The organism is Streptomyces sp. NPDC056061 (genome assembly GCF_042266885.1).
In the GTDB taxonomy this organism is placed as follows: Bacteria; Actinomycetota; Actinomycetes; order Streptomycetales; family Streptomycetaceae; genus Streptomyces.
Window position 1 is genome coordinate 1 of record NZ_JBHJWQ010000043.1, and the last position, 26,527, is coordinate 26,527.

Sequence of the window (26,527 nt, forward strand, 5' to 3'; positions counted from 1 at the left end):
CTTCTCGCTTCACCTTCTCCCCCGCCTCCTCCGCCTCCCCCGCAGAACTCCGCGCGGGGGGGCCGCCCCCCCCCCCCGGGGGCCGCGCCCCCCGCGGCTCTGTCGCGTCACGGAACACGGACGACCGCGCGCCGGGCGAACGGCTGGGCGTCCGCCCGGCGGTCGGTCCCGATCGCTCGCGGTCGGGCCCGACCGCGGCGGATCACGGGGTCAGCGGCGGCCGAGGGCCGTCACCGGGACGGGAGTCCTGCTGTACGCCTTCCTCGCGGACGACCTCACCCTGCACGATCTTTCCGTCCGGACGGTGAATGCGGGCCTGCTGGAAGGCGTCCGAGAAGCTGCCGGGAGGCGCGGCACGCATCTGGCGGTCCAGCGTCCTCTCGGCGTACCGGCCGAGCGCCGAACGGACCCACGGCATCAGCAGCAGAAGTCCCGCCACGTCCGAGACCGGCCCCGGGATCATCAGCAGCAGTCCGCCGAGCATCAGGAAGCCGTTGCCCCCGCCGGACGAGGCGGCGGCCGGCTCCGCGGCGGCCCCGGGCTGCCCCGGCATCCGCTGGAGCGTCTCGGTGAGGTTGCGGAAGGCCCGGCGTCCGGCCCGCTTCACCACCGCCGCCCCGAGGACGATTCCCGCCACCAGGAGCAGCAGCACGGTGAATCCGCCCGCCGCGTCGGCGATGACGGTGAGCAGCCAGATCTCCAGCACCGCCCAGGCGGCGACGGCGAGCGGGACGAAGGTACGGGCGCGGGAGCGCCTGCGGGCGGTCGGGGGCGGTGTGCCGGTCGTCATGGTCCCCAGTGTGCCCGTACGCCCGCCCGAATGGCGTACGGGGGTGATCATGGGCGGCGCCGCGATGCGGCGGCCGCCCGCGCGGATCAGGTGTCCCTGCGGCCCAGGACGCGGTTCGTGCGGGTGGCGACCCCCCAGGAGGTGACCCGCCAGAGCGCCTCGACCAGGATGTCCCGGCTCATCTTCGAGTCGCCGATCTCGCGGTCCACGAAGGTGATCGGGACCTCGACGACGTGGTACCCGGCCTCGACCGCGCGGCGCGCCAGGTCGACCTGGAAGCAGTACCCCTGGGAGGCGACCTTGTCGAGGCCGATGCCCTGCAGGGTCTCGGTGCGGAAGGCCCGGTAGCCGCCCGTGACGTCCCTGGTCCGCAGCCCGAGAAGGAGCCGGGAGTAGGTGCTGCCGCCGCGCGAGATCATCTCGCGGGACTTCGGCCAGTTGACCACCCGGCCGCCCGGCACCCAGCGGGAGCCGAGCACCAGGTCGGCGCTCTTGAGCGCGGTGAGCAGCCGGGGCAGCTCCTCGGGCTGGTGGGAGCCGTCGGCGTCCATCTCCACGAGCACGCCGTAGTCACGCTCGATGCCCCAGTCGAAGCCCGCGAGGTAGGCCGCGCCCAGCCCCTCCTTGCCCTTGCGGTGCAGCACCCGGACCTGCTCGTCCCCGGCCGCGATCTCGTCGGCGACCTTGCCGGTGCCGTCGGGGCTGTTGTCGTCGGCGATCAGGATGTCGGCCTCCGGCACCGCGGCGCGCACCCGGCTGACGATCGGCGTGATGTTCTCGGCCTCGTTGTAGGTCGGAATGATCACCAAGGTCCTGCCGAGCGGGCCGTATCGCCGCTGACCTCCGTCGTTCACTTACTGCCCCTTCAGTTCCGTACGCAGGTGCACACCATATCGAGCGCGCGGGGGCCGCATGCCGACACGGTCGGGCAGGTGTGGGCACCGCCACGGACAGAAGGAGGGAAGTGCGGACAGAATCGCAGGACGGAACACTACGGATGGGGGCCCGGCGCCCTTCGGGCCGGCCCGGGACCCGCTGGCTGCGGGTCGACCTGGGGCCGTTGTCTACTGAACGTCCGGGCCCCACCCGGGTCACACCCCCGTCCGGCTGAAACCTTCCCTCGCCCCCGAGGCGCGGGCGCTGAACCTGGCTGTCAGTGGTGGGGCGCCGTTGCGCGCCCCACCCCGTGACCCAGCGGCGTTCGACGACTGCGTGGAGGTTCGACCGGTCGGGCGTCCTGTGGTGGACCCGGCCGAACCTACCGGCCGGTGGGCGCGTCCTGTCAATCCCCTGCCGACCTGCGGCCGACCAGCGGCGTTCGGAGAACACTCCTGGTCAGTGCTGAAGATCCGCAGGTGACGACGGAACGGAAACACTCTCGATCGATGGTGCGAAATGTCCGCATGTCACTCGTTCGGCCGTACGTAGACAGTTTGTCCGAACACCACGGTCCGCAGGCAGACCGGGAGGTCGGCACCGGGGGTGAGATCGGGCAGTCCGGGGGTGCCCGACCGCGGGTCGGTCGACCAGCGGGCGACGCGGTCGTCCGGGGCCTGGATCACCAGGTCGTCGGTGCGCCAGACCGCGTAGTCGGCCGGTGCGCCGGGCACCAGCGTCCCCGCGTCGTCGCGGCCGACGGCCCGCCAACCGCCCCTGGTGTGGGCGGTGAAGCCCGCCCGTACGGAGATCCGGTGCTCGGGCGTGCGGTGGAAGGCGGCGGCCCGTACGGTGCCCCAGGGATCCAGCGGGGTCACCGGGCTGTCGGAGCCGAACGCCAGGGGCACACCGGCGCGCAGGAGCGCCGCGTACGGGTTGAGGGTCCTGGCCCGCTCGGCGCCGAGCCGTTCGGCGTACATGCCGTCCTCACCGCCCCAGGCCGCGTCGAAGGCCGGCTGCACGGAGGCGGTCAGGCCCAGCTCCGCGAAGGCGGCGACGGTCTCGGGGGTGAGCATCTCGGCATGCTCCACGCGATGCCGGGCGGCCCGGACCCTGGCCGCCCCGACGCGCTCGGCGGCGGCCCGGACCCCCTCCACCACGGCGGAGACCGCCGCGTCGCCGATGGCGTGGAAACCTGCCTGCAGTCCGGCCTCGGTGCAGGCCGCGACATGGGCGGCGATGCGCGCCGCATCGAGGTGGGCGGCGCCGGTGCGCCCGGCCGGCCCGTCGGCGTACGGCTCGTGCAGGCAGGCCGTGTGCGAGCCGAGCGAGCCGTCGACGAAGAGGTCCCCGGCGGCGCCGATCGCACCGAGCTCCCGGATGCGGCGGGCGTCCTTCTCGTCGGCGACCTGCTCCGCCCAGTAGCCGAAGACCCGCGGTCCGCTCTCCTCGGCGGCGAGCTTCAGCAGGCCCGCGAAGTCCTCCTCGTCGGAGATGTCCGGACCGCCGCACTCGTGGACTGTGCCGATGCCGAGCGAGGCGGCGTGGCGCAGCGCGGCACGCTGGGCGTCGGCGCGCTGGCGCGGGGAGACGGCGCCGTGGGCCGCGGAGCGCACCGCGTGGTGGGCGGCGCCGGTCAGCGGCGCGTCGGGGTGGTATCCGGTCAGTGCGGTGACGCCGGGGACCAGGTCGAGCAGGGCGGTGGTGACGACCGCGGAGTGCACGTCGACGCGGGGCAGGTAGACGGGCCGCCCACCGGCCGCCGCATCGAGTTCGCCCCGTGACGGGTGGCGCCGCTCCGGCCAGCGCGTGGCGTCCCAGCCGTGGCCCAGGACGACCCGGTCGGCGGGGTGCTCCGCCACGTACGCGCGCAGCAGGCCGAGTGCCTCGTCCAGGGACCGGGCCACGGAGAGGTCGAGACCGGTGAGCGCGAGGCCGGTGGACGTGGTGTGGACGTGGGCGTCGGTGAACGCCGGGGTGACCAGCGCCCCGTCGAGGTCGATCACCTCGTCGACGCCGCTCGCGAAGGCGTCGGCCGCCCCTTCCGAGCCCACCCAGGCGACATGGCCGTGTTCGACCACCATGGCGGTGGCGAAGGGGTCGGCGGGGCTGTGGACGTCTCCACCGCGCAGCAGCACGGTGCGGTGTTCGCTCTGGGGGGCGGTGCTCCGGTTCATGGGACCAGTCTCGCGCCTGCCCCGGTCCGCGCGGCCCGCACCCCCTCGCGAGCCGCGCACGGACCCGCCGCTCAGATCTTCGGGGGCCGGGCCTCGTACGGGGTGGACAGGACGACCGTGGTGCGGGTGGAGACGCCCGCCAGCGAACGGATCCGGGTGAGCAGGTGCTCCAGTTCCAGCGGGGTCGCGACCCGCGCCTTGAGGATGTAGTTCTCCTCACCCGCGACGCTGTGGCATGCCTCCAGCTCGGGGACGTCCGCGAGCCGCTCCGCGATGTCGTCCGGCGCGCTGGGGTCGAAGGGCTTCACCGAGATGAAGGCCATGAGCGGCAGCCCGACGGCCTCCGGGTCGACGACCGCGGCATAACCCCGGATCACCCCGCGCTGCTCCAGCCTGCGCACGCGCTGATGAACGGCCGAGGTGGACAGGCCCGTGGCCTTGCCCAGGTCGGTGTAGCTCATCCGCCCGTCCTTGACGAGCAACTCCACGATCTGTCGGTCCAACTCCTCCATACGGATCAACCTATTGCCCCCGAGCCCTTCGGGCACAGTGGCGGGGGCTCCCGAATGGCACCTGCGGCGGGCATGTGACGAATGCCACATGTTTACGGACCGGTAGTCGCCCACCCCGCGGTTACGGCCGATGCGCGACGGGAAGTGCTTGCTGTGGTCGAGGCCGTGGCGCCTTGTCGGCCCACCCGAGGGGGGAATTTCCCATGCAGAGCCTGAAGCTCACCGAACGTTCCGAACCGGAGCCGATCGATCCGGCCGAGGACGCCGTTCCCGACATGTACGACACGTTCGAGATGTACCGGGTGATCTGCCCGGACTGCACCCGGCCGATCGCGCTGCTGGCGGACGAGGACGTACTCCCCGAGCACGCGTTGTGCCCGACTCCGTGGAATCCGTTCGTTCTGCAGGTCTGCGCCGGCACGGGCCGTGCGGTGTCCCGGACGCAGCCGGCCGACGAGTCGCTCGACCTCCAGGAGCAGGACACCGGCCTGTTGCTGACGCTCCCCCAGGGACTGGACTGGCGGATGCAGCCCTTCTCGCATGCGGGGGGACCCGGCTCGCGTCCGCTGCGGCGCGCCGCGGCCTGAGGGCACTCCCGCCCCCTGGGACGGCACGGCCCGGACACCGTCCGGGCCCACCCTGTCGAATCTGCACCGCACCGCGCCGACGGGCCGGTGCCCGCCGCGGGAATCATCGCACCACGGGAACCGGCGAACGGCCTCTCGAATCGGCCCGGCAGTGACCCGGGCCCGCCCCGCACCGTTGGCCGGGTATGACCCCACCGCCCCCGACGGCCGGTCCCGGCCGCCGTCGCCCCTCCGCCCCAACCGCCGAAGAATCGGTTCCGCGGTCCGGGCCGCGATCGACGCCGCGCGCCACGTCACCGCGGTCGAAACCCCGCACACCCCCGCACCCCGCGGATCCGCCCATCCACGGGGCGCTGCTGCGTCATTGGGAGAGCGCCGGACGCACGCTGCCCGGCCGCCACGACCAGCAGTGGCACCGGCTCGTGGCGACGCCGGTGTGGTCGGAGCGGCCGTCGCGGGTCAGCGCGTCTCGGGTCCCGCGAGATGGCGGGCGATGACCATCCGCTGAATCTGATTGGTGCCCTCGACGATCTGCAGCACCTTGGCCTCGCGCATCAGCCGTTCCACCGGGAAGTCCGCGGTGTAGCCGTATCCGCCGAGGACCTGGACGGCGTCGACGGTGACCTGCATGGCCGTGTCCGTGCAGAACAGTTTGGCCATCGCCGCCTGGCGCGAGAACGGCTTGCCCTCGTCACGCAGCCGGGCCGCCTCCAGGTAGAGGGCCCGGCCCGCCTCGATCCGGGTGGCCATGTCGGCGAGCATGAACCGCAGACCCTGGAAGTCCGCGATGGGGCGACCGAACTGCTGCCGTCCGGCGGCGTAGCCGACGGCCTCGGTGAGGGCGGCCTGGGCGACCCCGATCGCGCAGGCGGCGATGCCCAGACGGCCGGAGTCCAGTGCGGACAGCGCGATCGCGAAGCCCTGCCCCTCGTCGCCGATGCGGCGGGCGTCGGAGACCCGCACGCCGTCGAAGTTCAGCTGCGCGGTGGGCGAGCCCTTCATGCCCATCTTCTTCTCGGGCGCGGCCGCGTTCAGCCCCTCGGCGTCGCCGGGGACGAGGAAGGCGGTGATACCGCGCGCGCCTTCGCCCCCGGTGCGCGCCAGGACCGTGTAGAAGTCGGCGATGCCGCCGTGGGTGATCCATGCCTTGGTGCCGGTGACGACCCAGTCGTCGCCGTCCCGCACGGCCTTCGTACGGAGCGAGGCGGCGTCGGAGCCGGAAGCGGGCTCGGAGAGGCAGTACGCGCCGAGCAGGCCGCCCGAGAGCATCGCCGAGAGGTGCTCGGCCCGCTGCTCGTCGGTGCCGTATCCGGCGAGCGCGTGGCAGGCCAGGGAGTGGACGCTGACGCCGAGACCGACGGTGAGGCGGGCGGCCGCGAGCTCCTCCAGGACCTGGAGGTAGACCTCGTACGGCTGGTCGCCGCCGCCGTGGGCGGAGTCATAGGGCAGACCGAGCAGACCGGACTCGGAGAGCAGCGTGAAGACCTCGCGCGGGAACTTGCCCGCCGCCTCCTCCTCGGCCGCCCTCGGCGCGATCTCCCGCTCGGCGATCTCGCGGACGAGCACGAGCAGTTGTCGGGACTCCTCGGTGGGCAACCGGCGTTCCACCGGTTGCGGGGCACGGTCGGACATGATGGCGCTCTCCTCCCTGTCGGGCGTTGCGACGGTCGCGCGCGCGGGGTGTGGGCGGCGCCGCCGAGTTCTTCCGGCACCTGGCACGGAAGAGCACTGCTGCCCAACCAACACCGGCCCCCGGATTACGAGAGCTGCTGGCCAGCGGCTGTGGCGGCTTGAGTATGCCCGATCGGACGATATCCGTCACGGGGTGACCGGGCGACCCCGAACCGGGTATGAGGATCAGCGGAATTGGTCCGAACCATTGACCCAACTGGTCTAGTCCATCTACGGTTCCACCCGAACCGGCCTTTCCGCGTTCATGCCAAATCCGTGGAACGGCCGGCGGCATTCCCCCACTCGCCAGTGTCGTGACCGGCAGGGCCTGCCCCGTGGCGGTACCTGCCGGGAGGGGGCACTGGGTTCCCTCCCCCACGAGGAGACAAGATGTCTGGACAGCACGGCACCCGCACCCGCATCAGGGCGTTCGCCGCGACGGCCTGTGCGGCCGCCCTCGGCGCCGCCCTGCTCGGCGTGGCCGGCACCGCCCCGGCCGGTGCGGCCCCCACCCCCGCACCGGCCGCCTCCCCCACGGCGGCCGGCGACAAGGTGGTCGGGTATTTCACCAACTGGGGTGTCTACCAGCGCAATTACCACGTCAAGAACATCGAGACCTCCGGCTCGGCGGACAAGCTCACGCACATCAACTACGCCTTCGGCAACGTCCAGGGCGGCAAGTGCGGGATCGGCGACTCCTACGCCGACTACGAGAAGGCGTACACGGCGGATCAGTCCGTCGACGGGGTGGCCGACACCTGGGACCAGGACCTGCGGGGCAACTTCAACCAGTTGCGGAAGCTGAAGAAGTTGCACCCGGAGCTCAAGGTGATCTGGTCGTTCGGCGGCTGGACCTGGTCCGGCGGCTTCGGTGAGGCCGCGAAGAACCCGGCCGCGTTCGCCGATTCCTGCTACAACCTGGTGAAGGACCCCCGCTGGGCCGATGTCTTCGACGGCATCGACGTCGACTGGGAGTACCCCAACGCCTGCGGCCTGACCTGCGACACCAGCGGCCCGGACGCGCTGAAGGCCATCACCACGGCCCTCCGCGCCAAGTTCGGCAGCAACAACCTGGTGACCGCCGCCATCACCGCCGACGCCTCCGACGGCGGCAAGATCGATCTCGCCGACTACGCCGGTGCCGCCCAGTCCCTGGACTGGTACAACGTGATGACGTACGACTTCTTCGGCGCCTGGGACGCGAAGGGCCCGACCGCCCCGCACTCCCCGCTGACCTCCTACGAGGGCATCCCGAAGGAGGGCTTCGACAGTGAGGCCGCGATCGACAAGCTGAAGGCCCAGGGCGTCCCCGCCTCGAAGCTGCTGCTCGGCATCGGCTTCTACGGCCGCGGCTGGACCGGCGTCACCCAGGACGCCCCCGGCGGCACCGCCACCGGCGCCGCCCCCGGCACCTACGAGGCCGGCATCGAGGACTACAAGATCCTCAAGACCAGCTGCCCCACCACCGGAACCGTCGCGGGCACCGCGTACGCGCACTGCGGCACCAACTGGTGGAGCTACGACACCCCGGCCACCATCGCCACCAAGATGAACTACAAGAACCAGCAGGGCCTGGGCGGGACCTTCTTCTGGGAGCTCAGCGGCGACACCACCGACGGGGAGCTGATCAAGGCGATCAACTGATCCTTCCGCTTCCCCACGGGATCCGACGCGATCCGGCACGGGCCGCGCGGCCGGGTGCCCCCACCCGGCCGCGCGATCCACGTACCCACCGGCTTCGGCGGGCGGACCACCGCGGCGGTCCGCCCACGGCAACGGTCATGACGGGGACATCGGTTCCACACACCCCGCCGCCGCCCGCACACGGACACCGCCCGGACGACGGGGCGCCCCTCCGCCCCGGGAATGCTTCCCGTTCCCGGGGAACCGGCACGCGGTGTGGAGGAACGTCTCACCCACCACGCCGCGTTCGTCACCGTGCAGACCCCGGCGATCGAAACACTCACCACGAGCATGCGGGCCCTGATGCTCCTTCGACGGCATCAACAGGCCACCGCCCGCCCCGATCCGCAGATCTCACACACCGTGGAACACAGCCGGCGCTCCGGACCCATCAGGGCCTTCGCGAAGGTTCACCCTGACGAGCCGACTCAGTAACGCCCTCTCAGGCGGTCGGGCTGAGGGAGACCTGCCACAGCCGGTCGGAGTTGGCGAAGTACTGCTTCACCACGCTGTGATTGTGCAGCTCGAGGACGGCCTCGTCGTTGCGGCGCAGGCTGGTGAAGTTGTAGTTGTGGCTACCGGTGAAGACGAATGAAGCATCCCCGCGATTGCCCTTCGGGGAGGCGGAGTCGCGGGCGCCGGAGACCACCAGGTACTTGGAGTGCAGGCGGCCGGTTGCCTTCTCGTCCTCGAGGTTCCGGTGTGGGACGCCGGCGTTGTCCAGGGTCGAGGAGACCTGCTCGCCCAGCGGCCCGGCCACGACCGACACGCGGCAGCCCTGGCGTTTCAGGCGGGCGAGCTCCTGCACGATGCCCACGCGGGTGTCGTCCCACTCGCTCATGCCCACGGCGATCCGGGTGTGCCCGGGGACGCAGCGCAGGGTGGAGAGTCGCTCCTCGACCGGATCTGCCGTCGCGACGGGGAAGAAACGGGCCACCGAGACGCCGGACGGGCCGCGTGAGGTGACGGTGCGATGGTAGTCGGGGTCCTGCTTCATCGCGGCCAGGTCTGCGTGGTACGAGCGGTAGGCCCGGTAGAGGCCGCGGTCGCCCGTCACCGTGAGGGCGTTGTTCCAGTAGCTGACGTGGTTCACGTCGGTGACGTTCGCGGAGGACTGCACCACCACGTCCTTCTGGCCGGAGAGCGAGGAGAACAGGGCGAACTTGTTGTGCATGCCCTTGGTGCCCTGGCAGGAGCTCGTGTCGCCCTCGGGAGAGGTGTGCGAGCAGACGGCCACCCAGGATCCGGAGCCGGTGTCCGTGCCGAGCTGATCGATCAGCCGGGCGGCCGGGGCCTTGGAGATCTGCCAACCGTCCATCACCACCTGCACGTTGACCCCGCGGCGGTACGCGGCCACCAGCTGGTCCACGTAGTCCTCGCCCGCCTTGCCGGAGATCACGAAAGCACCCAGGGAGATGGTGGAACCGCGGTCGGCCTGCTTGAAGTATGAGCACAGGCGCTCGGCAACGGCGCCGGCCCGGTTGCGCAGCGGGTCGGAGAAGACCGCACCGGTGCTCACCTTGACTCGCGGAGCGGTGACGCAGGGGGTCTCCGGGATCTTGCCGGGATCGATGGTGGCGACCGACGCCGCGGCGTCGGTCGGTGCGCCGGCGGCGGGTGAAGCGGTGGCCGGGGCGGCGACGGCGAGTGCGCCACCGAGCATCAACGGCACGGCCAGCACGGCGCCGAGGGTCCGGGGGAGGAGATTTCTCATGTGCGTTCCTCGTTGTATGACTTGGGGGCTCACGCTTGGGGAAGTGGAACCGCGGCCGCGTGCACGAGTGGGGCGGTGGCCGGGTAGAGCTCGCGAAAGAGGTGGTAGCCCCGCTGGTAGACGGGCTCCACGGACGGCTCGATGATGTCCACCGAGGGGTTCCACAGGTTGATGGCGGGGGGGCTCTCGAGTGACGCGGCGATGAAGGCCATGCCCAGGCTGGCCCCCACCGTGTGCCGGGGGATCCGCTGCGGAAGCCGGCAGATGGCGCTGACGATGCGCGGCCACAACGCGCTGGAGGCCCCGCCACCCACCGCGAAGACACGATCGATCCGGCCGCCTGCCTCGCGGAACGTCTCGACGTTGTGACGCACGGCGTATCCGACGCCCTCCAACACGCTTCGATAGAGGTCGCCGCGGGAGTGGCCCAGGTGCAGACCGCTGATGACTCCGCGGGCGTCGGGGTCCAGCAGTGGCGTCCGCTCTCCGCTGAAGTACGGCAGGGTGAGCAAACCGCCGGCCCCGGCGGGTGCTTGGGATGCTTCCTCCACCAAGGTGGGGATGTCGGCACCCGTGAGTCGGGAGAGCCAGGTGGTGATCGCCCCCGACGTCGAGAGCCCACCCGCCAAGCAGCGACTTCCCGGGCGAAGCCCTGCGGTCCCCCACAAGGCCGGGTGGCGTAGGGCGGAGTCGTTGGTGTTCACCATGAAGAGGGTGGTTCCGTACATCAGCATCAGGTCACCGGGTTCGGTGGCGCCCACCGACGCGGCCTCGGCCCAGGCATCGATGGTTCCGGCCACCACGGGGGTGCCGGGTTCGAGTCCGGTGAGTTCCGCGGCCTCGGCCGTCACCGAACCTGCGCGTTCGCCCGCCCAGAGCAGGGCCGGCATCTCCAGCCCGGGGCACAACGCGTCCACCCATGGCTCGTACCATCGCTCCTGATCCAGTGCGTACAGCGGGGTCGCCTGGCTGGCCGAGTGATGATCCAGGACGTAATTGCCGGTCAGTCGTCTCACGATCCAGCTGGAAGGCATGTAGAGATGCCGGGCCCGGGCCGCGGCCTCCGGTTCGTGCTGCTGGATCCACGCGATCTTCGGCCCCACGGCCTGGGTGGTGAGCGCCGAGCCGCAACGTGCCAGGATCTCCTGGGCCCCGAGGCGTTCCTCCAGCTCGATGATCTGGTCCTGTGCCCGCGTGTCGACGCCGTACAGGATCGCCGGGCGTACGGGGACGTCGGCCTCGTCGGTGAGTCCGACGCACGGTCCCATGCCACTGGCCCCCACGGCACTCACTCGGTAGTTCCCGAGCGAGAGGAGTTCTCGACAGATGCTCGTGAATTCGTCCCACCAGGCCCGAGGGTCCATTTCGAACCAGCCCGGGCGAGGCTGGTCGACCGTGTGCGTGCGCTCGGCACGGGCCCTGATGTTCCCTTCGGTGTCCACGAGGACGCCCTTGGAACTCGAAGTGCCGATGTCCACCCCGAGGGTGACCTGGATGCGGTCTGTGCCGGTGCGGCATTGCATGACCTTGCTCCTTCCGACGGTTGGGCCAGGTCAGGCCTGCTGCGGGTAGATGATGGCCTTGACGGAGTGCGGATCGTCGCGGCCCGCCAGGAGGGCTTCGGCAGTCTCGGCGAGCCCGAAGCTTCCGGTGTGGAGTCCGGACAGGTCGACCCGTCCCGAGGACACGAGGGACATCGCCAGCGGCCAGGTGTCCTTGTAGCGGTTCACCGTGGAGAGGGTGATCTCGTTCCAGTTGAGTGTGTGGAGCGGCAGTTCGACGTCCTTCTTGCCGATGCCAATGGCCGCGGCACGTCCCCCCTGGCGCAGCCGCTCGAGACCTTGACGCAACACCCCGGGCGCACCACTGCACTCGAGCAGGACATCGAAGTCCTGGCCGCACGCCGCAAGTTGATCACCGCTCAGGGTGGCAAATCCGTGGGCGGCGGCCAACTCGAGCCGGGTGGCGGAGATGTCGGAGACGGTGACGCCGAGGGCGCCCTCGGCGCGGGCGGCCTCGGCGGTCAGGAGTCCGACCGGGCCGGCACCGGTGACGAGAACCTTGTCCCCCGGTGTCAGGCCGGCCCGGTGGCAACCCCAGAGGCCGACGGACAACGGTTCGAGGAGGGCGCCCTCCTCGTAGCTCATCGAATCCGGCATCACGAACAACGTGCGCGCATCGATCGCCAGCCTCTGCACCAGTGCCCCGTGGTAGGGCGGCGTCGCCAGGAACTCGAGATCCGGGCAGAGGTGGTAGCGACCGGCACGACACTGGCTGCAGTCGCGACACGGCACACCCGGTTCCACCGCTACCCGATCGCCGACCTTCACGTGCGTCACGTCCGGGGCGACCGCGACCACATCGGCGGAGAGTTCATGCCCCAGGATGAAGTCGCCCTCCACGACGAAGGGCCCGACCTGTCCGTTCAGGAAGTACGAAACATCCGACCCGCAGACGCCCACCGCCCGTGGTGCGATGACAGCTTGGCCGGGAGCAGGTCGGGGTTCGGGACGTTCCTGGATCTCGATGGTGCCGAGAGCGGTCATGACAGCTGCGAGGTTGCTCATGGGGTTCCTTTCGGTCGGGAGGGTGGATCAGGCGGGCTGGCCGACAGGTGATGCCTCTGGGGCCGTGTCCTGGTGACGGGTGGAGGGGAGGAAGAACGTGGCCACGGCGCAGACGATGCACAGGACGGAGCAGTAGGCGGCGACGAGCCACGGCCGTCCGTCGAAGACACCGGTGAGCGCGGCGGCCACGAAGGGGATGGTGCCGCCGACAAGTGCGCCCGTGATCTCCCGGCTGAAGGTCACGGAGGTGTACCGCACGTGGACGTCGAACAGGCCGGCGAGCATGGTCGCTTGGGAAGCCAGGGTCAGGTCGCAGCAGAGGGTGAAGATCATGACCAGAGCGGCCCAGGTCCAGATCGGGGTGCCTGTGTCCAGCATCCAGAAGAACGGGTAGAACAGGGCGGCGCCGGAGAGACAACCGATGATCATCAAGGTCTTGCCGCCGAAACGGTCGCACAGCCAGCCGGCGGTGGGGATCGTGACCAGCTTGAGCAGGTTGGCGATGATGATGCCGAAGAGGCCGATCCATTCGGGTGCGCCGACCTGGGTGCTGAGGTAGGTCAACGCGTACACGGACGGCAGGTACGAGAGCACGTTGGGGGCGATGCTCATGGCCATGGCCAGCGGGATGCGGCGGCCGCCGAGACGGAAGACCTCCCGGAAGCGCGTGCTCGCGACGGTGGGTGCGTGTTCGGCCCGCGCGAACTCGGGGCTCTCGCTCACTCGCAGCCGAATGAGGAATGCCGCCAGTGCGAGGACGATGCTCAGCAGGAACGGGACACGCCAGCCCCAGGACATGAAGGCCTCGTGCGGGAGGACCGCCTGCATGAAGAAGTAGATGCCTGTGGCCAGGAGGGAGCCAAGGGCATTACCGGCGCTGGGAATGGCGGCGTTGAGCCCTCGCCGTTCCTTGGTGGCGTGCTCGGCCGAGAGCAGCATCGCACCGGCGTACTCGCCGCCGGCACCGAGGCCCTGCAGCACTCGCAGCGTGACGAGGAGGACGGGGGCCCACACACCGATCTGCGCGAAACTCGGCAGGCATCCGATCAGCGTGGAGGACACCGCCATGAGGAGCAAGGTGACGAACAGCATCTGCCTGCGTCCGAAGCGGTCCCCCAGGAGCCCGATGATCACGCCACCGACAGGCCGGGCGAAGAATCCGACGGCGAAGGTCGCAAGAGAGGCCAGGACCGCCACCGCCGGGTTGCCACCCGGGAAGAACACGTGGGAGAGCACCAACGCGGACGCGGTGCCGTAGAGGGAGAAGTCGTACCACTCCAGGGCGGTACCGACTGTGGAAGCGAGGGTCGCTTTCGAGAGCTTGGGGCTGTTCGCCATGGCGTTCCTTCCGGTGGCGTGGATCACACGATCCTAACGAAAACATCCCCGAGTGCAAGGTTCTTGTATTTTTTTCACCATGCTTCTAACGTTAGAAACATGACGAGCTCCAACAACATCCCCGGTCCAGACCTCGAAGCCACGATCCGTCGGGCGGTGCAGGCGGCCGATCCTCAGCTCTCCCGCTTCAACCCGTTGCCGCGCATCCTGGCCCACGACGACTTCAACTCCGGCTTGCACGGCTGGGTGGAACTCGGCGGCAACTACAACGGCAAGGGCGAGTACGAATCGCTCGACCGTCACTTCCGTGACTTCCGTCCGCCGCAGCTCTCCTCCTGCGATTTCTTCGACGTGGGCACCCACGGGGCCATGTCCGGCACCTACGCCCTGAAGCTCGCGTCACGCCCGTACCCGGGCCACACGGCCACTGCGATCCGTCGGCTGACCATGAGCGGGCGGGGACTGCTGCAGATCGAGGCATACCTCGCCTACAAGGCCGAGGCCGTGGTCGACCCCGACGCGGACGAAACGTTCGGTGACATGTCCTGGGACGGCAACAGCCATCCGTCCGAGGCACAGTTCGGGGCCTTCACCGTGGCCACCGACCTGTGCGGGGATGGCGGGGTGCGGTATCACACCGTCGCCCGCTACCAGAACGCGGACGAAGACGGGAACATGCTCCGCCAGTGGAAGTACCCCACCGTTCCCGAGCCGACGCCTCGAGAGCACTTCGAGGGCAAGGTCGACTTCCCCTACGCGGCTGACTTCACGGCACCCGACCCGGAGGACTGGGAGGTCTACGGGGAGCCGCAGGAGTTGTGCATGAACGAGGTTCCGACCAAGGTCAACTGGCACTACCTGCGGTGGGTCATCGACACGGAGGCCCGCAAGAACGTCGAGCTGCAGCTCAACGACCGGATCATGGACTGGTCCGACGTCCCTGTGCCGATCTACGAGGAGCGCTACGGCTCGCTCGAAAACCTCCTCAACTTCTACTTCTCGGTGCGTTCGCTCAGCGGCCAGCGCAACTTCCTGTACCTCGACTCCGTTGTCATCTCGGCAGATTGGTGACTGTCATGCGTGAATCTCAGACCGCCGTTCTCGAACGCGGCAAGGCCCTCGAAGGCGAGTTCGCCACCGAACCCTTCGAGGTCGCCTGGGCGACGGAGGCCCGCTGGTTCGTCCAGTTCCTGGAAGAGGGAACCGGGACGGTCAGCTTCCGCACCCAGATCTCGCCCGACGGCCTGGTGTGGATGGACCATGAGTCGGAGCCCGTCCAGGGCCCTCAGCGGGGGGTCCTCACGTCCGCGGTCACCCAGTTCGGCCACTGGCTGCGCCTGGTGGTCACACCGGAGGGCACCGCGTCGACGCCCTTGACGCGTGTCTGTCTGGCCCTCAAGGAATAATCAGCACGACGGGGTGTGCCACGGGGGCGCGCGGGAGGAGTGGATATGGCAACGACTCGCCACACGTTGGACGATCTGGCTGCGGCACTGGGGCTGTCTCCCAACACCGTCTCGCGCGCCCTGCGGGGCAAGGACGGCGTCAGTGAACGCACCAGGAACCTCGTGTTCAACGAAGCGGTGAAAGTCGGCTACATCCTGCCCTCCCAGTCCCCGGGTGGCACCGCGGTGGAGACCCTGGCGGTGACCATCCCGTCCGCGACTCACGCCTTCGCTTCTCAGCTGTTGGCCGCGATCGAGTCCGGCGTGAGGGCGGCGGGCTACTCGTTGGACCTCTACGTGACCGACGAACTCCCGGAACAGGAAGCGCAGATCACTCAACAGATCATTCGGTCCAGACCGGCGGGAGTCATCGCCATCCCGGTCCAGGGTGCGGGCCGTAGTTGGGAGCAGGTGCATGCCGCCGGAATCCCTGTCGTGGCAGCCTCTCGTGAGATCGCCGATGCTCCGACCGACTTTGTGGGGGTCGACAGCGAGGCGGGCAGTTATGCGGTGGCCAGGCACCTGATCGGTACCGGTGCCTGCCGCATCCTGTGCCTGGACGAGGACCTGGCGATCAGCACCATCGAGTCCCGCAAGCACGGGATCCAGCGGGCCTCGGCGGGTTCACCGGCGGTCGGGACCGAATTCGTGGACGTCCCGACACGCCGCTTCGAGAACACCGGCCCGGAGTGGCGAGCGCAGGAAGGGCACCGCGTGGTGCTGGAACGTCTGGCGGATCCGAAGGCCTTCGACACCGTCCTGACCGGCGATGATTTCTTCGCGTTGGGGGCTCTGAAGGCGCTGCACGAGATGGGGAGGGACGTGCCCGGGGAGGTGAAGGTCGCGGGCTACGGGGATCTCCCGTTCGCGGCCTGGAGCACCCCGTCCCTGACATCGATCAGGCTTCCGGCCGTCCTGGTCGGCGAACTCGCCGTCGCCACGTTGCTCCAGCGTGTGGCGGGCAGTACCAGTCCCGCGGCACGGCGTCTGATCCGTCCCGAGCTCATCGTCCGGGACAGCAGTGCCACCGTGGCGGACTCCTCCGACTGACACCGGCGTCCTGAGCCCGACACCATCCAGGGCACACAGTGGAGAGCGACCGACACCGATCTGAAGGTCCCGGGTGTCGTTCCGGCTTGCGAACCGGGAGGCAGGTGATTCGCTACAAGGGCACCTCCGGAAAGTACACACCATTCTCGATGCGTCCCGCGGTGCCGGTGTACTGCCGCTGCACGCCCGCCGAGACCCAGCCCTTCTTCAGGAAGTCGGTCTCGTCGGCCACGAGAACGGCGCCGCCGGTGCCGAGGTGCTCGGCGGCGTAGGCAGGTACGTCGTCGCGGACCGCGTCGGCGTCCCGGCAGGCATGGCGCAGCAGGCGCTGCATCGATCCGGGCCGGGCATGGCCGGCCTGTTCGGCCAGCTGCCAGCAGTTCTTCCGTTCGACCTTCGGCAGCAGCCCGAGCAGGTGGGAGCGGGCCGCCGCTCGGGGTTCAACCCGCCCGAACCGGCCCGCGATCCGGGCCATGACCTGATCGAACGTCGCCCGCCAGCGGGCAGGGCATACGCTATGGCCTGCGGCCACCGCACGATCTTCAGGAGTCCACACAACCCCCGATGATCACGCGGTGGCCGTGCCCGTTCTCCGCCGGGTCCGCGGCAAGATCGCGGAACCAGACTGGAGTATTAGTTGCACGATGAAAGCCTTACGGGCATGAAGATCCTTGTTATCGGTGGAACCGTCTTCCTGGGCCGGGCGCTCGTCGGCGTCGTGCCGTTGTTCCGACGCTGCCACCGCTTGAGGCGACGGCCACGGAAGGGCACCCGGATGGAGCTGCCGGCGCCCCGATACGCCTTGCGTCCGGCGGTGAGCCGCTGTCCGCATCTCGGGGGAACCTCACTCGGGCAGCGATCATCTTCGTGGGCCCACCGGCGGTTCGCACATGGAGCCTGCCCGGGTACGGGCCAGGCCCACCGTCTGCCGGCGCCGCGTGCCGCAGTCGTCCGGCACCGTTCCGGCCGGTCAGCGCTCCAGGCCGTAGATGCGTCGGGCCGTGGTGGCGAAGACGGAGGAGCGTTCCTCGTCGGTAAGGTCTTCCGTCAACTGCTGTGCGGTGCCGACCACCTGCTGGTACGAAGCGGCCACCGTGCACACCGGCCAGTCCGAGCCGAACATGACGCGGCCGGGGCCGAACGCGTCCAGAACCACCCGCGTGTAGGGACGCAGGTCGTCGATGCTCCAGGCATGCCAGTCGGCCTCCGTCACCAGGCCGGAGAGCTTGCAGACCGTGTTCGGCAGGGCCGCGAGCGCCCTCAGCTCCGCCTCCCAGGGTTCCCGCTCTCCCGCCGCGATCGCCGGCTTGCCCGCATGGTCGAGAACGAACGTCAGCTGCGGCAGCAGACCGGCGGCCCTCAGCGCCGCGGGGAGCTGGCGTGGGACGATCACCAGGTCGTACGCAAGTCCTTCGGCGGCCACGGCGGCCAGACCGCGCAGGACTTCGGGGCGCAGCAGCCAGTCGGGGTCGGGCTCGCTCTGCACCTGGTGCCGGATGCCCACGAGGTGCCGGCCGCCGGGCAGGCTCCGGAGGCGGTCCAGTTCCTCCGCGACGTCCGGCGCGGTCAGATCCGTCCAGCCGACCACCCCGGCCACGAGGTCGCTGTCCTCGGCGAGGCGCAGCAGTTCGGGTGTCTCGTCGGCGACGACGACGGTCTGGACCAGAACGGTGGCTCCCACTCCCGCGGCGCGCGCCTCGGGTGCGAGGTCGTTGAGGGAGAAGGTGCGCCGCAGGGGGCCGAGCGCCTCGCCCCGGATCCAGTCCTGGTCACGTACGCCGAGGTCCCACACATGGTGGTGGGCATCGACGAGGTTCGTGGCCTTCACAGGGACCAGACCGTGGGCAGGCCGGCTGTGGCGCCTTCACCGCCGTAGTCGTGGGTGACGTCCAAGAGTTCGCCCATCCGTTCCTGCCAGGCGACGTTGACGGGGTGGTGCCTCAGGCGGTTGAGCAGGCCGGCGTAGTCGTCGCACTCGATGAGGTGGAACAGGTCCGTGCCGCTGCGCCAGATGGTCCAGGCGGTTGCACCCGCTGCCCGGATCGCGTCGGTCAGTTCCGCCGGTACGGCTCGGTGGGCGGCCTCGTAATCCGCGATGCGATCGGCACGCACTTTGGTGTGCAAAGCGACTCTCATGGCTTTCCTTTGCGTGTGTGGAGTTGACGATGCCGTCGAGGGTGCGCGGGTCGAGGAACCCCTCGGCCCTGGCGAGTTCGATGTCGCTGGTGGCGGACGGTCCGGGGGCCATGGTCAGTGGGACGGTCGTGCCCGGCCGGGAGAGTGCTGTGCGCATGGCGCGTCCGTTTGCGGGAGCGAGACGCTTCCCGGCACCGGGACGCTCTCCGGCAGCAGGCCCTCCGCCCGCAGGTCGGTCCACACGTCCTCGGGCACGGGGTGGGCGAGCATCGCCGTCGCGTCGTTCACTTCGTGGGCGGACCGGGCCCCGATGAGTACGCTGGCGACCGCCGGGTGTCCCAGGGGGAAACGGAGGGCCAGGGCCCTCAGCGGTACGGCATGGCGATCCGCCACCGCCTTCAGACGCAGGGCGCGGTCGAGGATCTCCGGGGGCGCGGCGGCGTAGTCGTAGGTGGCACCGGGGCGCGGGTCGGCGAGCAGGCCGGAGTTGAAGACGCCTCCGACGACGACGCTCCTGCCCCGGGCGTGTGCCTCGGGCAGCAGTGTGTCGAGGGCCTCCTGGTCCAGCAGGGTGTACCGCCCCGCGCACAGCACCACGTCCACGTCGGTGTCGCGGATGAAGCGGCTGAGCATCCGGCTCTGGTTCATCCCCACGCCGATGGCGGAGACGACTCCCTCCGAACGCAGCCGCTCCAGCTCCGGGTACGCCTCGCCGAACGCTTTCTCGGCGTGGTCGTCCGGGTCGTGGAGATAGACGATGTCGATCCGGTCGTGCTCCAGGCGCCGCAGGCTTTCATGGATGCTGCGGCGGACGCCCTGGGCGCTGAAGTCCCACACTCTCCGGTGGTCGGCGGGTACGGCGAAGCCGTTGTCCCGGTCGTCACCGCGGGTCACGGTCGGTTCGAGGATCCGTCCGACCTTGGTGGAGAGCACGTACTCGTGCCGGGGGCGTGTCCGCAGCGCCGCTCCGAGCCGCCGTTCGGAGAGTCCGAGCCCGTAGTGCGGTGCGGTGTCGAAGTAGCGGATGCCGGCGTCCCAGGCCGCGTCGACGGTGCGGGCGGCGTGCGCGGGGTCGACCTCGGTGTACAGGTTGCCGATGGCGGCGCCGCCGAAGGAGAGTCGGCTGACAAAAACTCCGCTCCGGCCGAGCATCGGGCACCCGGTGTGGTCTTGGGCGTGCAAGGTGGTGCCTTTCAGTGTGCTGTCGGGCGCAGGCGCAGTCCCGCCATGCCGCCGTCCACGGGCAGCGCGGTTCCGGTGACGGATCCGGCCGCGGGGCCTGCGAGGTAGGCGATGGCTTCGGCCACCTCGTGGGCGGTGACGAGGCGCCCCGAGGGCTGTCGCGCCTCCAGCGCGGCTCGCTCGGCCCGCGGGTCGGGAGCGGCGTCGAGGAGGCGGGCGATCCAGGGGGTGTCGACGGTGCCCGGGTTGACGCAGTTGACACGGACGCCGTCACGGATGTGGTCTGCCGCCATGGCCATGGTGAGGGAGAGCACGGCGCCCTTGCTGGCGCTGTAGAGGGCGCGTTGGGGCAGTCCCGCAGTGGCCGCGATGGAGCAGGTGTTGACGACGGACGCGTTGCCGGATTTCCGCAGATGCGGGAGTGCGGCGCGGGTGACCCGGACGACGCCGAGGACGTTGACGTCCAGCACCTTGTGCCACTGGTCGTCCTCGTTGTCCTCCACGGTGCCGATGGCGCCGATGCCGGCGTTGTTGACGAGGATGTCGATGCCGCCGAGGTCGGCGGCCGCGGTGTCGACGGCCCGCCGTACGGAGGAGTCGTCGCGGACGTCGGTGCGGTATCCCCGCAGGTGGACGGGGACGTCGTCGGGCGCGAGGTCCAGGACGGCCACGTGGGCGCCTCGGGCCGAGAGCAGTTCGGCGGTGGCCAGTCCGATGCCCGAGGCGCCGCCGGTCACAACGGCCTTCAGGCCGGTCAGGGTGGTCGGGGCGGTCAGGGCGCGAGAGGCGGTCATGCGGGGGTCTCCTGTACGGGGGCTCGGTCGGCGGTCCAGAAGCTGCCGTCCGGGTGGGCGAAGGTGGTGAGGGAGGCGACGTCCATCTCGGCGGAGAAACCGGGGGCCGAGGGAGCCCGGTAGTGCCCGTCGCGCATGACCACGGGTGCGAGGAAGTGCTCGTGCAGGTGGTCGACGAACTCGATGACCCGGTTCTCGGTCGTGCCGGAGAGGGCGACGTAGTCGAACATGGACAGGTGCTGGACCAGTTCGCAGAGGCCGACGCCGCCGGCGTGCGGACAGACGGGCACCGCGAATCTGGCCGCGAGCAGGAGGATCGCCAGGTTCTCGTTGACCCCGCCGACCCGGGCCGCGTCGATCTGGAGGATGTCGATGGCACCGGCCTGCAGGAGTTGCTTGAAGACGATGCGGTTCTGGACGTGCTCGCCGGTGGCCACCTTGACCGGGGCCACGCTCCTGCGGATGGTCGCGTGGCCGAGGATGTCGTCGGGGCTGGTCGGCTCCTCGATCCAGTACGGGTCGAACTCGGAGAGCGCCTCGCACCACTCGATGGCCTCGGGGACGTTCCAGCGCTGATTGGCGTCGATGGCGATGCGGATGTCCGGGCCGACGGCGGCCCGGGCCGCGCGCATCCGCCGGATGTCGTCCTCGCGGTCGGCTCCGACCTTGAGCTTGATCTGGGTGAAGCCGTCCGCCACGGCCTGGCGGGCGAGACGGGTGAGTTTCTCGTCGGAGTAGCCGAGCCAGCCGGGGGAGGTCGTGTAGGCGGGATAGCCCCGCTGCACCAGGCGCCGCTCCCGTTCGGGGGCGCCTTCCTTTCCGGCGGCCAGGATCTGGAGCGCGTCCGCGGGCGTGAGCGCGTCGGCGATGTAGCGGAAGTCCACCTGGGAGACCAGCCACTCGGGGGTGGCATCGGCGAGGAACTTCCAGAGGGGCTTGCGCGCTCGCTTGGCGGCCAGGTCCCACACCGCGTTGACCACCGCACCGATGGCCATGTGCACGACGCCCTTCTCCGGTCCCAGCCATCGCAACTGGCTGTCGCCGGTCAGGTCCCGGGCCAGCGAGCCGGGGTCGTCGCACAGTTCGGTGACGTCGCGTCCGACGACGTAGGGCGCCAGGGATTCGATGGCCGCGACCTGGACGTCGTTCCCTCGGCCGATGGTGAAGGCGAAGCCGTGCCCTTCGAGACCGTCCTCCGCGTTCGTCCGCAGGACCACGTAGGCGGCCGAGTAGTCCGGGTCGGGGTTCATGGCGTCGGACCCGTCCAGCTCCCGGGAGGTGGGGAAGCGGATGTCGTAGGTCTCGACCGCGGTGATTCGCGGGTGGGCCGATGTCATGTGCGGCCTCTCAGGCTCGGGTGAACGTCTGGCGCTGGGTGCCGAGGCCGTCGATGGACGCCTCGACGGTGTCGCCCGGGCGGAGGTAGGGCGTGCCCGGCAGTCCCAGTGCCACGCCGGCGGGGGTGCCCGTGTTGATGACGTCACCCGGCCGCAGCACCATGTAGTTGCTCAGGTACGCGACCAGATGGCCGACATCGAAGATCATGTGACGGGTGTTCCCGTGCTGTCGCGTCTCGCCGTTGACGGTGAGACGCAGCGTCAGGTCCTGCGGGTCCCCGACCTCGTCCGGCGTGACGAGCCACGGACCGAGGGGGTTGAACGTCTCGCACGACTTCCCGAGATCCCACTGGGGCGAGTACTCGAGCTGGAACTCGCGCTCGGACACGTCGTTGCTGATCGCGAAGCCCGCGATGTGGGCAAGGCCCTCCTCGGGGCCCTCCAGGTAGCGGGCGGTCCGGCCGATCACGACGGCGAGTTCGACCTCCCAGTCGGTCTTGGCCGAGACGCGCGGGATGAGCACGCCGTCGTAGGGTCCGACAACAGTGTCGGGGTCCTTCATGAAGACGACGGGACGGGTGGGGATCGACGCGCCGGTCTCCTCGGCGTGGTCCTGGTAGTTGAGGCCCACGCAGACGACCTTCCCGGGCCGGGCGACCGGTGCTCCCACCCTGACACCTGTCATGTCGATCCGCGGCAGGCCGGAGCCTCCCGCCTCAAGAGCGGCTCTCACTCGTTCGAGTCCGCCCGACTCCAGGAAGGGCCTGTCGATGTCGGCGGCCAGCGGGGAGAGGCCCAGCACAGTTCCGGCGGAAGTCATGACGGCAGGGCGCTCCTTGCCCGGGTCGCCCACACGCAGCAGCTTCACCAGCAATTGCCTTCCAGGAGTTGGTCGGAGGAGTTCGGCGCAGGAGTTCGGCGGGGTGTGGCGCCGGAAGTCGGGCGGCGCCGAGGCCCGGCCGGACGGCCGGGCAGTCACTCGACGTGGGACGGCTCGTCGATGCGGACACCGTCCAGAGCGGCGGCCGGGCCGAAACCTCCGGGCTGTCGATTCCGTCAGAAGTCCCGCCCGCACATATTGATCCGACCTTTCATGGGAGTCAACCCCGAAAGGGAAGCCCGGCCTAACAGATCTTGAGATATTGATCCTACCTATGGGTCGATTACGTTGCCCGCGTCAGAGCATCGGAGTGACACGCCTCGGTGCCGAGCCTGCTGGAGACGTTCGGCATCGCCGTGGACCCGTCCCGCGGCCCGCAGCTCCTGGAGCTGCTGGGGGCTCGACGGGTTCTGGACTCCCACACCACCGCTCTCGCCGCGGCACGGATCGACGAGGAGCAGTTGGCGACCGTGACGGGACCCCTGGAAGCCATGGAGGCCACCGGCCGATGCCGACGAGGCACTGCGGCTCGACCTGAGCTTCCGTCAGGCCATCGTCGCCGCCTCCGGGAACGCGACCATGGCCGCCATGCTCGAAGGGCTGCGGAACCGAGGGTGAAAACGGACCAGAAATGGTGAGCTCCTCCCACGCGACACGGGGTTGTGTCGACCTGCCGCCGGGACATCGGCACGCGACCGACCTCTCCCGACATACGAAGGATCTTTGCCATGACCATGCAACCCTGGTTCCGCGACGCCAAGCCGGGCATCTTCATCCACTACGGGATCTGCACCGTCGACGGCGTCCCGGAGTCCTGGTCCATGTACCAGGGCCAGACGTCCCGCGCGCAGTGCATGAAGCAGTTGGACGGCTTCACCGCCTCGCGGTACTCCCCCGAGGACTGGGCCCGCCCGTTCAAGCGCGCCGGGCCCGGTACACGGCCCTGACCGCACGTCACCACGATGGGGTGGCCCTGTGGGACAGCAAGCACGGCGACCTCGACGTCGTCCGGCGCACACCCGCAGGCCGGGACCTGGTCGCCGGCTACGTGAGCGCGCCGCGCGAGTCGGTGTCGGTACGGGGACTGCGCAACCAGGTGCGCCGGGTTCGGGTCGTGGGCACCGGGGCGGAGCTGTGTCATCGAGTCGCCGGTGGCCTCGGCGACGTCCCGGGCGTGCTGTGGATCGACGCGCCGACGGCCGCCGACGCCGACGAGCAGGCAACGGTGCTCGTCGGCGAGCACGCAGGACGGCCGGGAGCGCTGCCGTCAGATCGTGGAGACCGCCGTGGCGCCGCACATGCTCACAGCAGGCCGAACGACTTCAGAACCCGGCGCTGGCTCGGTGCTGGCTTAGCAGGCCAGTACAGGTAGCACACCCCGCCCGTACCGCTTCTGACCTTGCCGTTCGCGTCGTAGCGCTTGGTGCGCAGCCAGATGTTCTCCCACTCGCGACGCCGGTAGACCCGGCGCACCGCCTCGTTGCTCGGAGAGGCCGGGTCGTTCGCGATCACGTCGCCGTCCGCGGTGAAGCCGATCACCGTCATGAGGTGCCCGGAGGTCCCGTAGCCGGCGCCGGTCAGCTCTTCCTTGAGGAAGGACTGCGAGGTGATCACCGGGATGCCCGCCCGGATCAGGGTCTCCAGGTCCGTGAGCGAACCGAGCCTGGTCACCACGGAACTCATGCCGTCGTAGGTCGCGGCGTAGGCGGCGTTGAACGGCCAGTTGCCGCAGCCCTCGTACTGGTAGTCGTACGTGAACCGGGCCGCGTGGCAGACCTGCGGGTCGGGCAGGCCCGGCTCGACCCAGGCGAGGTCCTCGGCGGTGGGGCGGCGCCCCCAGTACTCGATGATCATCTGCGAGGAGGTCGGGCTGCACCACGCCTCGCCGCCGTTGTCGTACTCCGGGTACTGCCCGGCGTGGATGTTCTGCGAGTAGCGCGGCACCGCCAGTTCGTGGACGAGGCCGGGGGTGCTGGCGGGCACGGTGAAACGGTCCGGGATGTCGGAGGCCATCGCGCCGACCCGCCACACGGTGGGGGTGCGGCGGGTGCCCGGGGTGCGGTGGAGGGTCAGGCGCAGCCGGTGGGCCACCAGCCGCGTTCCGCCCGCCGCGTCGTCCACCGAGAGGGTGTCGGTCCAGACGGAGCTCCTGCCGTCGGTCTGGTCGTCGACGGAGGTCCTCCGGATGTCGCCGTCGCCGGAGGCCCAGCGGCCCATCACGTACCACGGGGTCCAGGTGGCGTCCGCGTAGCGGCCCTGGAGCTCGACCTGGATCCAGGTGCCCTCGGGGGTGTGGGCGTTCCAGGAGGCGATCATCTCGGTCGCCGGGACCGCGGAACGGTGGACCGGCGAGGTCCAGGTCGCGTACTCCCAGGTGGCGGTCCGCCCGGTGTGCGGATCTGTGTAGTCGGTACGCCCCTCGGCCCGGCGGATCGCCAGACCGGGTCTCGGGCCCGCGACCGCGTGCGTTCCGGTGCCGGAGCCGCCGCGCCAGTCGAGGTACGTGTGCCAGGAGTGGTTGTCCACGCGGGAAGCATCCGTCGGATGTGCGGTGGGCGGGGCGGTGGGGCGAGGGGCGGCGTTCGCGGAGGCGGCGGACGACGCCGTGCCGACGGTGGCGGCCGCGGCGAGTGCGGCGGTCAGCACGGTCCTGCGCGAGGTCGGTCGGTTCATGGGCGGGACCCCCGATGATCGGCTGGATGGGGTTGCGGGTGCACGACAGTGCGCCAACTATCGCGGGTCACGGCCGGATTCGGCCAGGGATGCGCATCGCGCCGGGAAACCAATATTGGTCTGGTCCACTGGCGTGACCTGCGACTGCGTCGGACCGGCTGGTCCCCCGGGCTCGTACGCTGGGGCCCATGCACACCCTTTCGCTCCGCCCCGCCCGGCCGCGCACATGAACGACCTCTCGTTCCCCTCCGCGCGGCTGCGCTCCCTCGCACCGTCCTGCGGGCCGGTGCGGCTGATCGCCGTGGACGGCCACGCGGGCTCGGGCAAGAGCACCTTCACCACCCGCCTCTCCGCCGCGCTCGACGACGCCCCCGTGCTGCGTCTCGACGACCTGGCCACCCACGAGTCGTTCTTCACCTGGACCGGCCGGCTCCTGGAGCAGGTGATCGCACCGCTGTCGCGCGGCGAACGCGCCCGCTACGCGCCCTACGACTGGACCGCGCGGCGGTTCGCTGCCCCGCGCACCCTGGAGCCCGCGCCGGTGGTGCTGATCGAGGGGGTCGGCGCGGGCCGCCGGGCACTGCGCCCCCACCTGGCACGGCTGCTGTGGATGGATCTGCCGACCGCCGAGTCCTGGGCCCGGGGCCGTCGCAGGGACGGCCCCTCCCTGTCCTCCTTCTGGGACGACTGGACGGCGGCCGAGACGGAGCACTTCTCGGCCGATCCCTCGCGCCCCCACGCCGACATTCTGATTCGGCAGTTGCCCGCGGGATACGCGTGGCTGGAGAGATCGGATCCGGCAGCGGAATCGCACCACCGGGTCACGGACGGTGAGCGCCCGGCGGCGTCGTATCAAGTCCTGAGAAATCGACCCGGATGACCCCAACTCGGCTTGACCGGAGGGCGGTACAGGTCTTACGTTCTCAATGTGCGGCTTTTCGAAGCCCCCACAGACACGAAGCCCCCGGTTGTTCCCCCGTGATCGGGGGCTTCGTTCTGCCTTCACATGCGCGTTCCTGCGCCGGTCCGACACCTCCCGCTCACCCTGGGTCACGGTCTCCCTTCCGCCTGCGGAGCCCTTAGTCGAGCACTCCCCGCGCAGGTACGATGCCTCT

The 26,527-nt window shown here is 70.1% G+C and carries 23 protein-coding genes and 2 pseudogenes; 8 read left to right on the forward strand and 17 right to left on the reverse strand.

The window, feature by feature from the left end; all coding sequences use genetic code 11:
* Window positions 1-202: 202 nt before the first annotated feature.
* The 4 genes from fxsA to ACFC79_RS34845 all read right to left on the reverse strand — a co-directional run bounded on the left by fxsA (window position 203) and on the right by ACFC79_RS34845 (window position 4,355).
* Window positions 203-790 (reverse strand): FxsA family membrane protein, encoded by a 588-nt coding sequence (fxsA, locus tag ACFC79_RS34830; RefSeq protein WP_376248833.1) that lies wholly within the window; start codon window positions 788-790, stop codon window positions 203-205.
* Window positions 791-876: 86 nt separating this feature from the next.
* Window positions 877-1,644 (reverse strand): polyprenol monophosphomannose synthase, encoded by a 768-nt coding sequence (locus tag ACFC79_RS34835; protein WP_376248835.1) that lies wholly within the window; start codon window positions 1,642-1,644, stop codon window positions 877-879.
* Between the two features lie 552 nt (window positions 1,645-2,196).
* Window positions 2,197-3,843: an amidohydrolase gene (locus tag ACFC79_RS34840; protein ID WP_376248837.1), complete on the reverse strand. Its 1,647-nt coding sequence runs from the start codon at window positions 3,841-3,843 to the stop codon at window positions 2,197-2,199.
* Window positions 3,844-3,914: 71 nt separating this feature from the next.
* Window positions 3,915-4,355, reverse strand: a complete 441-nt coding sequence (locus ACFC79_RS34845) for an Lrp/AsnC family transcriptional regulator (protein WP_376248839.1) — start codon at window positions 4,353-4,355, stop codon at window positions 3,915-3,917.
* Window positions 4,356-4,558: 203 nt separating this feature from the next.
* On the opposite strand from ACFC79_RS34845, the gene ACFC79_RS34850 reads away from it, so the two are divergent.
* Window positions 4,559-4,942 (forward strand): hypothetical protein, encoded by a 384-nt coding sequence (locus tag ACFC79_RS34850; protein ID WP_376248841.1) that lies wholly within the window; start codon window positions 4,559-4,561, stop codon window positions 4,940-4,942.
* A gap of 459 nt (window positions 4,943-5,401) precedes the next feature.
* On the opposite strand, the gene ACFC79_RS34855 is transcribed toward ACFC79_RS34850, so the two are convergent.
* Window positions 5,402-6,574, reverse strand: a complete 1,173-nt coding sequence (locus ACFC79_RS34855; RefSeq protein ID WP_376248842.1) for an acyl-CoA dehydrogenase family protein — start codon at window positions 6,572-6,574, stop codon at window positions 5,402-5,404.
* A 429-nt stretch (window positions 6,575-7,003) separates the two neighbouring features.
* On the opposite strand from ACFC79_RS34855, the gene ACFC79_RS34860 reads away from it, so the two are divergent.
* Entirely contained in the window at window positions 7,004-8,257 is a 1,254-nt protein-coding gene (locus tag ACFC79_RS34860; RefSeq protein WP_376248844.1) for a glycoside hydrolase family 18 protein, read from the forward strand.
* A gap of 481 nt (window positions 8,258-8,738) precedes the next feature.
* Here ACFC79_RS34860 and ACFC79_RS34865 read toward each other — a convergent pair whose 3' ends face one another.
* From ACFC79_RS34865 to ACFC79_RS34880, 4 genes are read right to left on the reverse strand one after another with little or no spacing between them, the layout of a single operon-like run.
* Window positions 8,739-10,010 (reverse strand): phosphatidylserine/phosphatidylglycerophosphate/cardiolipin synthase family protein, encoded by a 1,272-nt coding sequence (locus tag ACFC79_RS34865; RefSeq protein WP_376248846.1) that lies wholly within the window; start codon window positions 10,008-10,010, stop codon window positions 8,739-8,741.
* Window positions 10,011-10,039: 29 nt separating this feature from the next.
* Window positions 10,040-11,533 carry an FGGY-family carbohydrate kinase gene (locus ACFC79_RS34870; protein WP_376248847.1) on the reverse strand — a complete coding sequence of 498 codons (1,494 nt, stop codon included), beginning with the start codon at window positions 11,531-11,533 and terminating at the stop codon, window positions 10,040-10,042.
* Between the two features lie 30 nt (window positions 11,534-11,563).
* Window positions 11,564-12,577 (reverse strand): NAD(P)-dependent alcohol dehydrogenase, encoded by a 1,014-nt coding sequence (locus tag ACFC79_RS34875; protein ID WP_376248849.1) that lies wholly within the window; start codon window positions 12,575-12,577, stop codon window positions 11,564-11,566.
* Between the two features lie 27 nt (window positions 12,578-12,604).
* On the reverse strand, window positions 12,605-13,915 hold the full coding sequence (locus ACFC79_RS34880) for an MFS transporter (RefSeq protein ID WP_376248851.1): 1,311 nt from the start codon (window positions 13,913-13,915) through the stop codon (window positions 12,605-12,607).
* Between the two features lie 99 nt (window positions 13,916-14,014).
* Here ACFC79_RS34880 and ACFC79_RS34885 point away from each other — a divergent pair, with 99 nt between their 5' ends.
* The 3 genes from ACFC79_RS34885 to ACFC79_RS34895 are packed head-to-tail and all read left to right on the forward strand — an operon-like array spanning window position 14,015 to window position 16,410.
* Window positions 14,015-14,986, forward strand: coding sequence for a DUF6772 family protein (locus ACFC79_RS34885; RefSeq protein WP_376248853.1), 972 nt, complete (start codon window positions 14,015-14,017; stop codon window positions 14,984-14,986).
* Window positions 14,987-14,991: 5 nt separating this feature from the next.
* Window positions 14,992-15,321 carry a hypothetical protein gene (locus ACFC79_RS34890; RefSeq protein WP_376248854.1) on the forward strand — a complete coding sequence of 110 codons (330 nt, stop codon included), beginning with the start codon at window positions 14,992-14,994 and terminating at the stop codon, window positions 15,319-15,321.
* Window positions 15,322-15,366: 45 nt separating this feature from the next.
* On the forward strand, window positions 15,367-16,410 hold the full coding sequence (locus tag ACFC79_RS34895) for a LacI family DNA-binding transcriptional regulator (protein ID WP_376248856.1): 1,044 nt from the start codon (window positions 15,367-15,369) through the stop codon (window positions 16,408-16,410).
* Between the two features lie 142 nt (window positions 16,411-16,552).
* On the opposite strand, the pseudogene ACFC79_RS34900 reads toward ACFC79_RS34895, so the two are convergent.
* The 7 genes and pseudogenes from ACFC79_RS34900 to ACFC79_RS34930 all read right to left on the reverse strand — a co-directional run.
* Window positions 16,553-16,885 (reverse strand): annotated as a pseudogene (locus tag ACFC79_RS34900) (transposase); the annotation flags it as partial.
* Window positions 16,886-17,380: 495 nt separating this feature from the next.
* The gene (locus ACFC79_RS34905; protein WP_376248858.1) at window positions 17,381-18,238 is read right to left on the reverse strand and encodes an amidohydrolase family protein; all 858 of its coding nucleotides are present in this window, start codon (window positions 18,236-18,238) and stop codon (window positions 17,381-17,383) included.
* Window positions 18,235-18,546: an L-rhamnose mutarotase gene (locus ACFC79_RS34910; RefSeq protein ID WP_376248859.1), complete on the reverse strand. Its 312-nt coding sequence runs from the start codon at window positions 18,544-18,546 to the stop codon at window positions 18,235-18,237. The genes ACFC79_RS34905 and ACFC79_RS34910 overlap by 4 nt, the downstream gene beginning before the upstream one ends.
* A gap of 114 nt (window positions 18,547-18,660) precedes the next feature.
* On the reverse strand, window positions 18,661-19,698 hold the full coding sequence (locus tag ACFC79_RS34915) for an aldo/keto reductase (protein ID WP_376248888.1): 1,038 nt from the start codon (window positions 19,696-19,698) through the stop codon (window positions 18,661-18,663).
* Between the two features lie 41 nt (window positions 19,699-19,739).
* Window positions 19,740-20,522: an SDR family NAD(P)-dependent oxidoreductase gene (locus tag ACFC79_RS34920; protein ID WP_376248861.1), complete on the reverse strand. Its 783-nt coding sequence runs from the start codon at window positions 20,520-20,522 to the stop codon at window positions 19,740-19,742.
* A complete protein-coding gene (locus ACFC79_RS34925; protein ID WP_376248862.1) occupies window positions 20,519-21,859 on the reverse strand; it encodes an enolase C-terminal domain-like protein in 1,341 nt (446 codons plus the stop codon). Before ACFC79_RS34925 ends, ACFC79_RS34920 begins: the two co-directional genes overlap by 4 nt.
* A 10-nt stretch (window positions 21,860-21,869) precedes the next feature.
* On the reverse strand, window positions 21,870-22,727 hold the full coding sequence (locus ACFC79_RS34930) for a fumarylacetoacetate hydrolase family protein (RefSeq protein ID WP_376248864.1): 858 nt from the start codon (window positions 22,725-22,727) through the stop codon (window positions 21,870-21,872).
* Between the two features lie 564 nt (window positions 22,728-23,291).
* Here ACFC79_RS34930 and ACFC79_RS34935 point away from each other — a divergent pair.
* Both ACFC79_RS34935 and ACFC79_RS34940 read left to right on the forward strand, forming a co-directional pair.
* On the forward strand, window positions 23,292-23,357 hold the full coding sequence (locus tag ACFC79_RS34935) for a hypothetical protein (RefSeq protein WP_376248890.1): 66 nt from the start codon (window positions 23,292-23,294) through the stop codon (window positions 23,355-23,357).
* Between the two features lie 110 nt (window positions 23,358-23,467).
* Window positions 23,468-23,829 (forward strand): annotated as a pseudogene (locus tag ACFC79_RS34940) (alpha-L-fucosidase); the annotation flags it as partial.
* A gap of 212 nt (window positions 23,830-24,041) precedes the next feature.
* Here ACFC79_RS34940 and ACFC79_RS34945 read toward each other — a convergent pair.
* Window positions 24,042-25,412, reverse strand: coding sequence for a peptidase C39 family protein (locus ACFC79_RS34945; protein WP_376248865.1), 1,371 nt, complete (start codon window positions 25,410-25,412; stop codon window positions 24,042-24,044).
* A 226-nt stretch (window positions 25,413-25,638) separates the two neighbouring features.
* Here ACFC79_RS34945 and ACFC79_RS34950 point away from each other — a divergent pair, with 226 nt between their 5' ends.
* A complete protein-coding gene (locus ACFC79_RS34950; RefSeq protein ID WP_376248867.1) occupies window positions 25,639-26,292 on the forward strand; it encodes a uridine kinase in 654 nt (217 codons plus the stop codon).
* Window positions 26,293-26,527 lie beyond the last annotated feature (235 nt).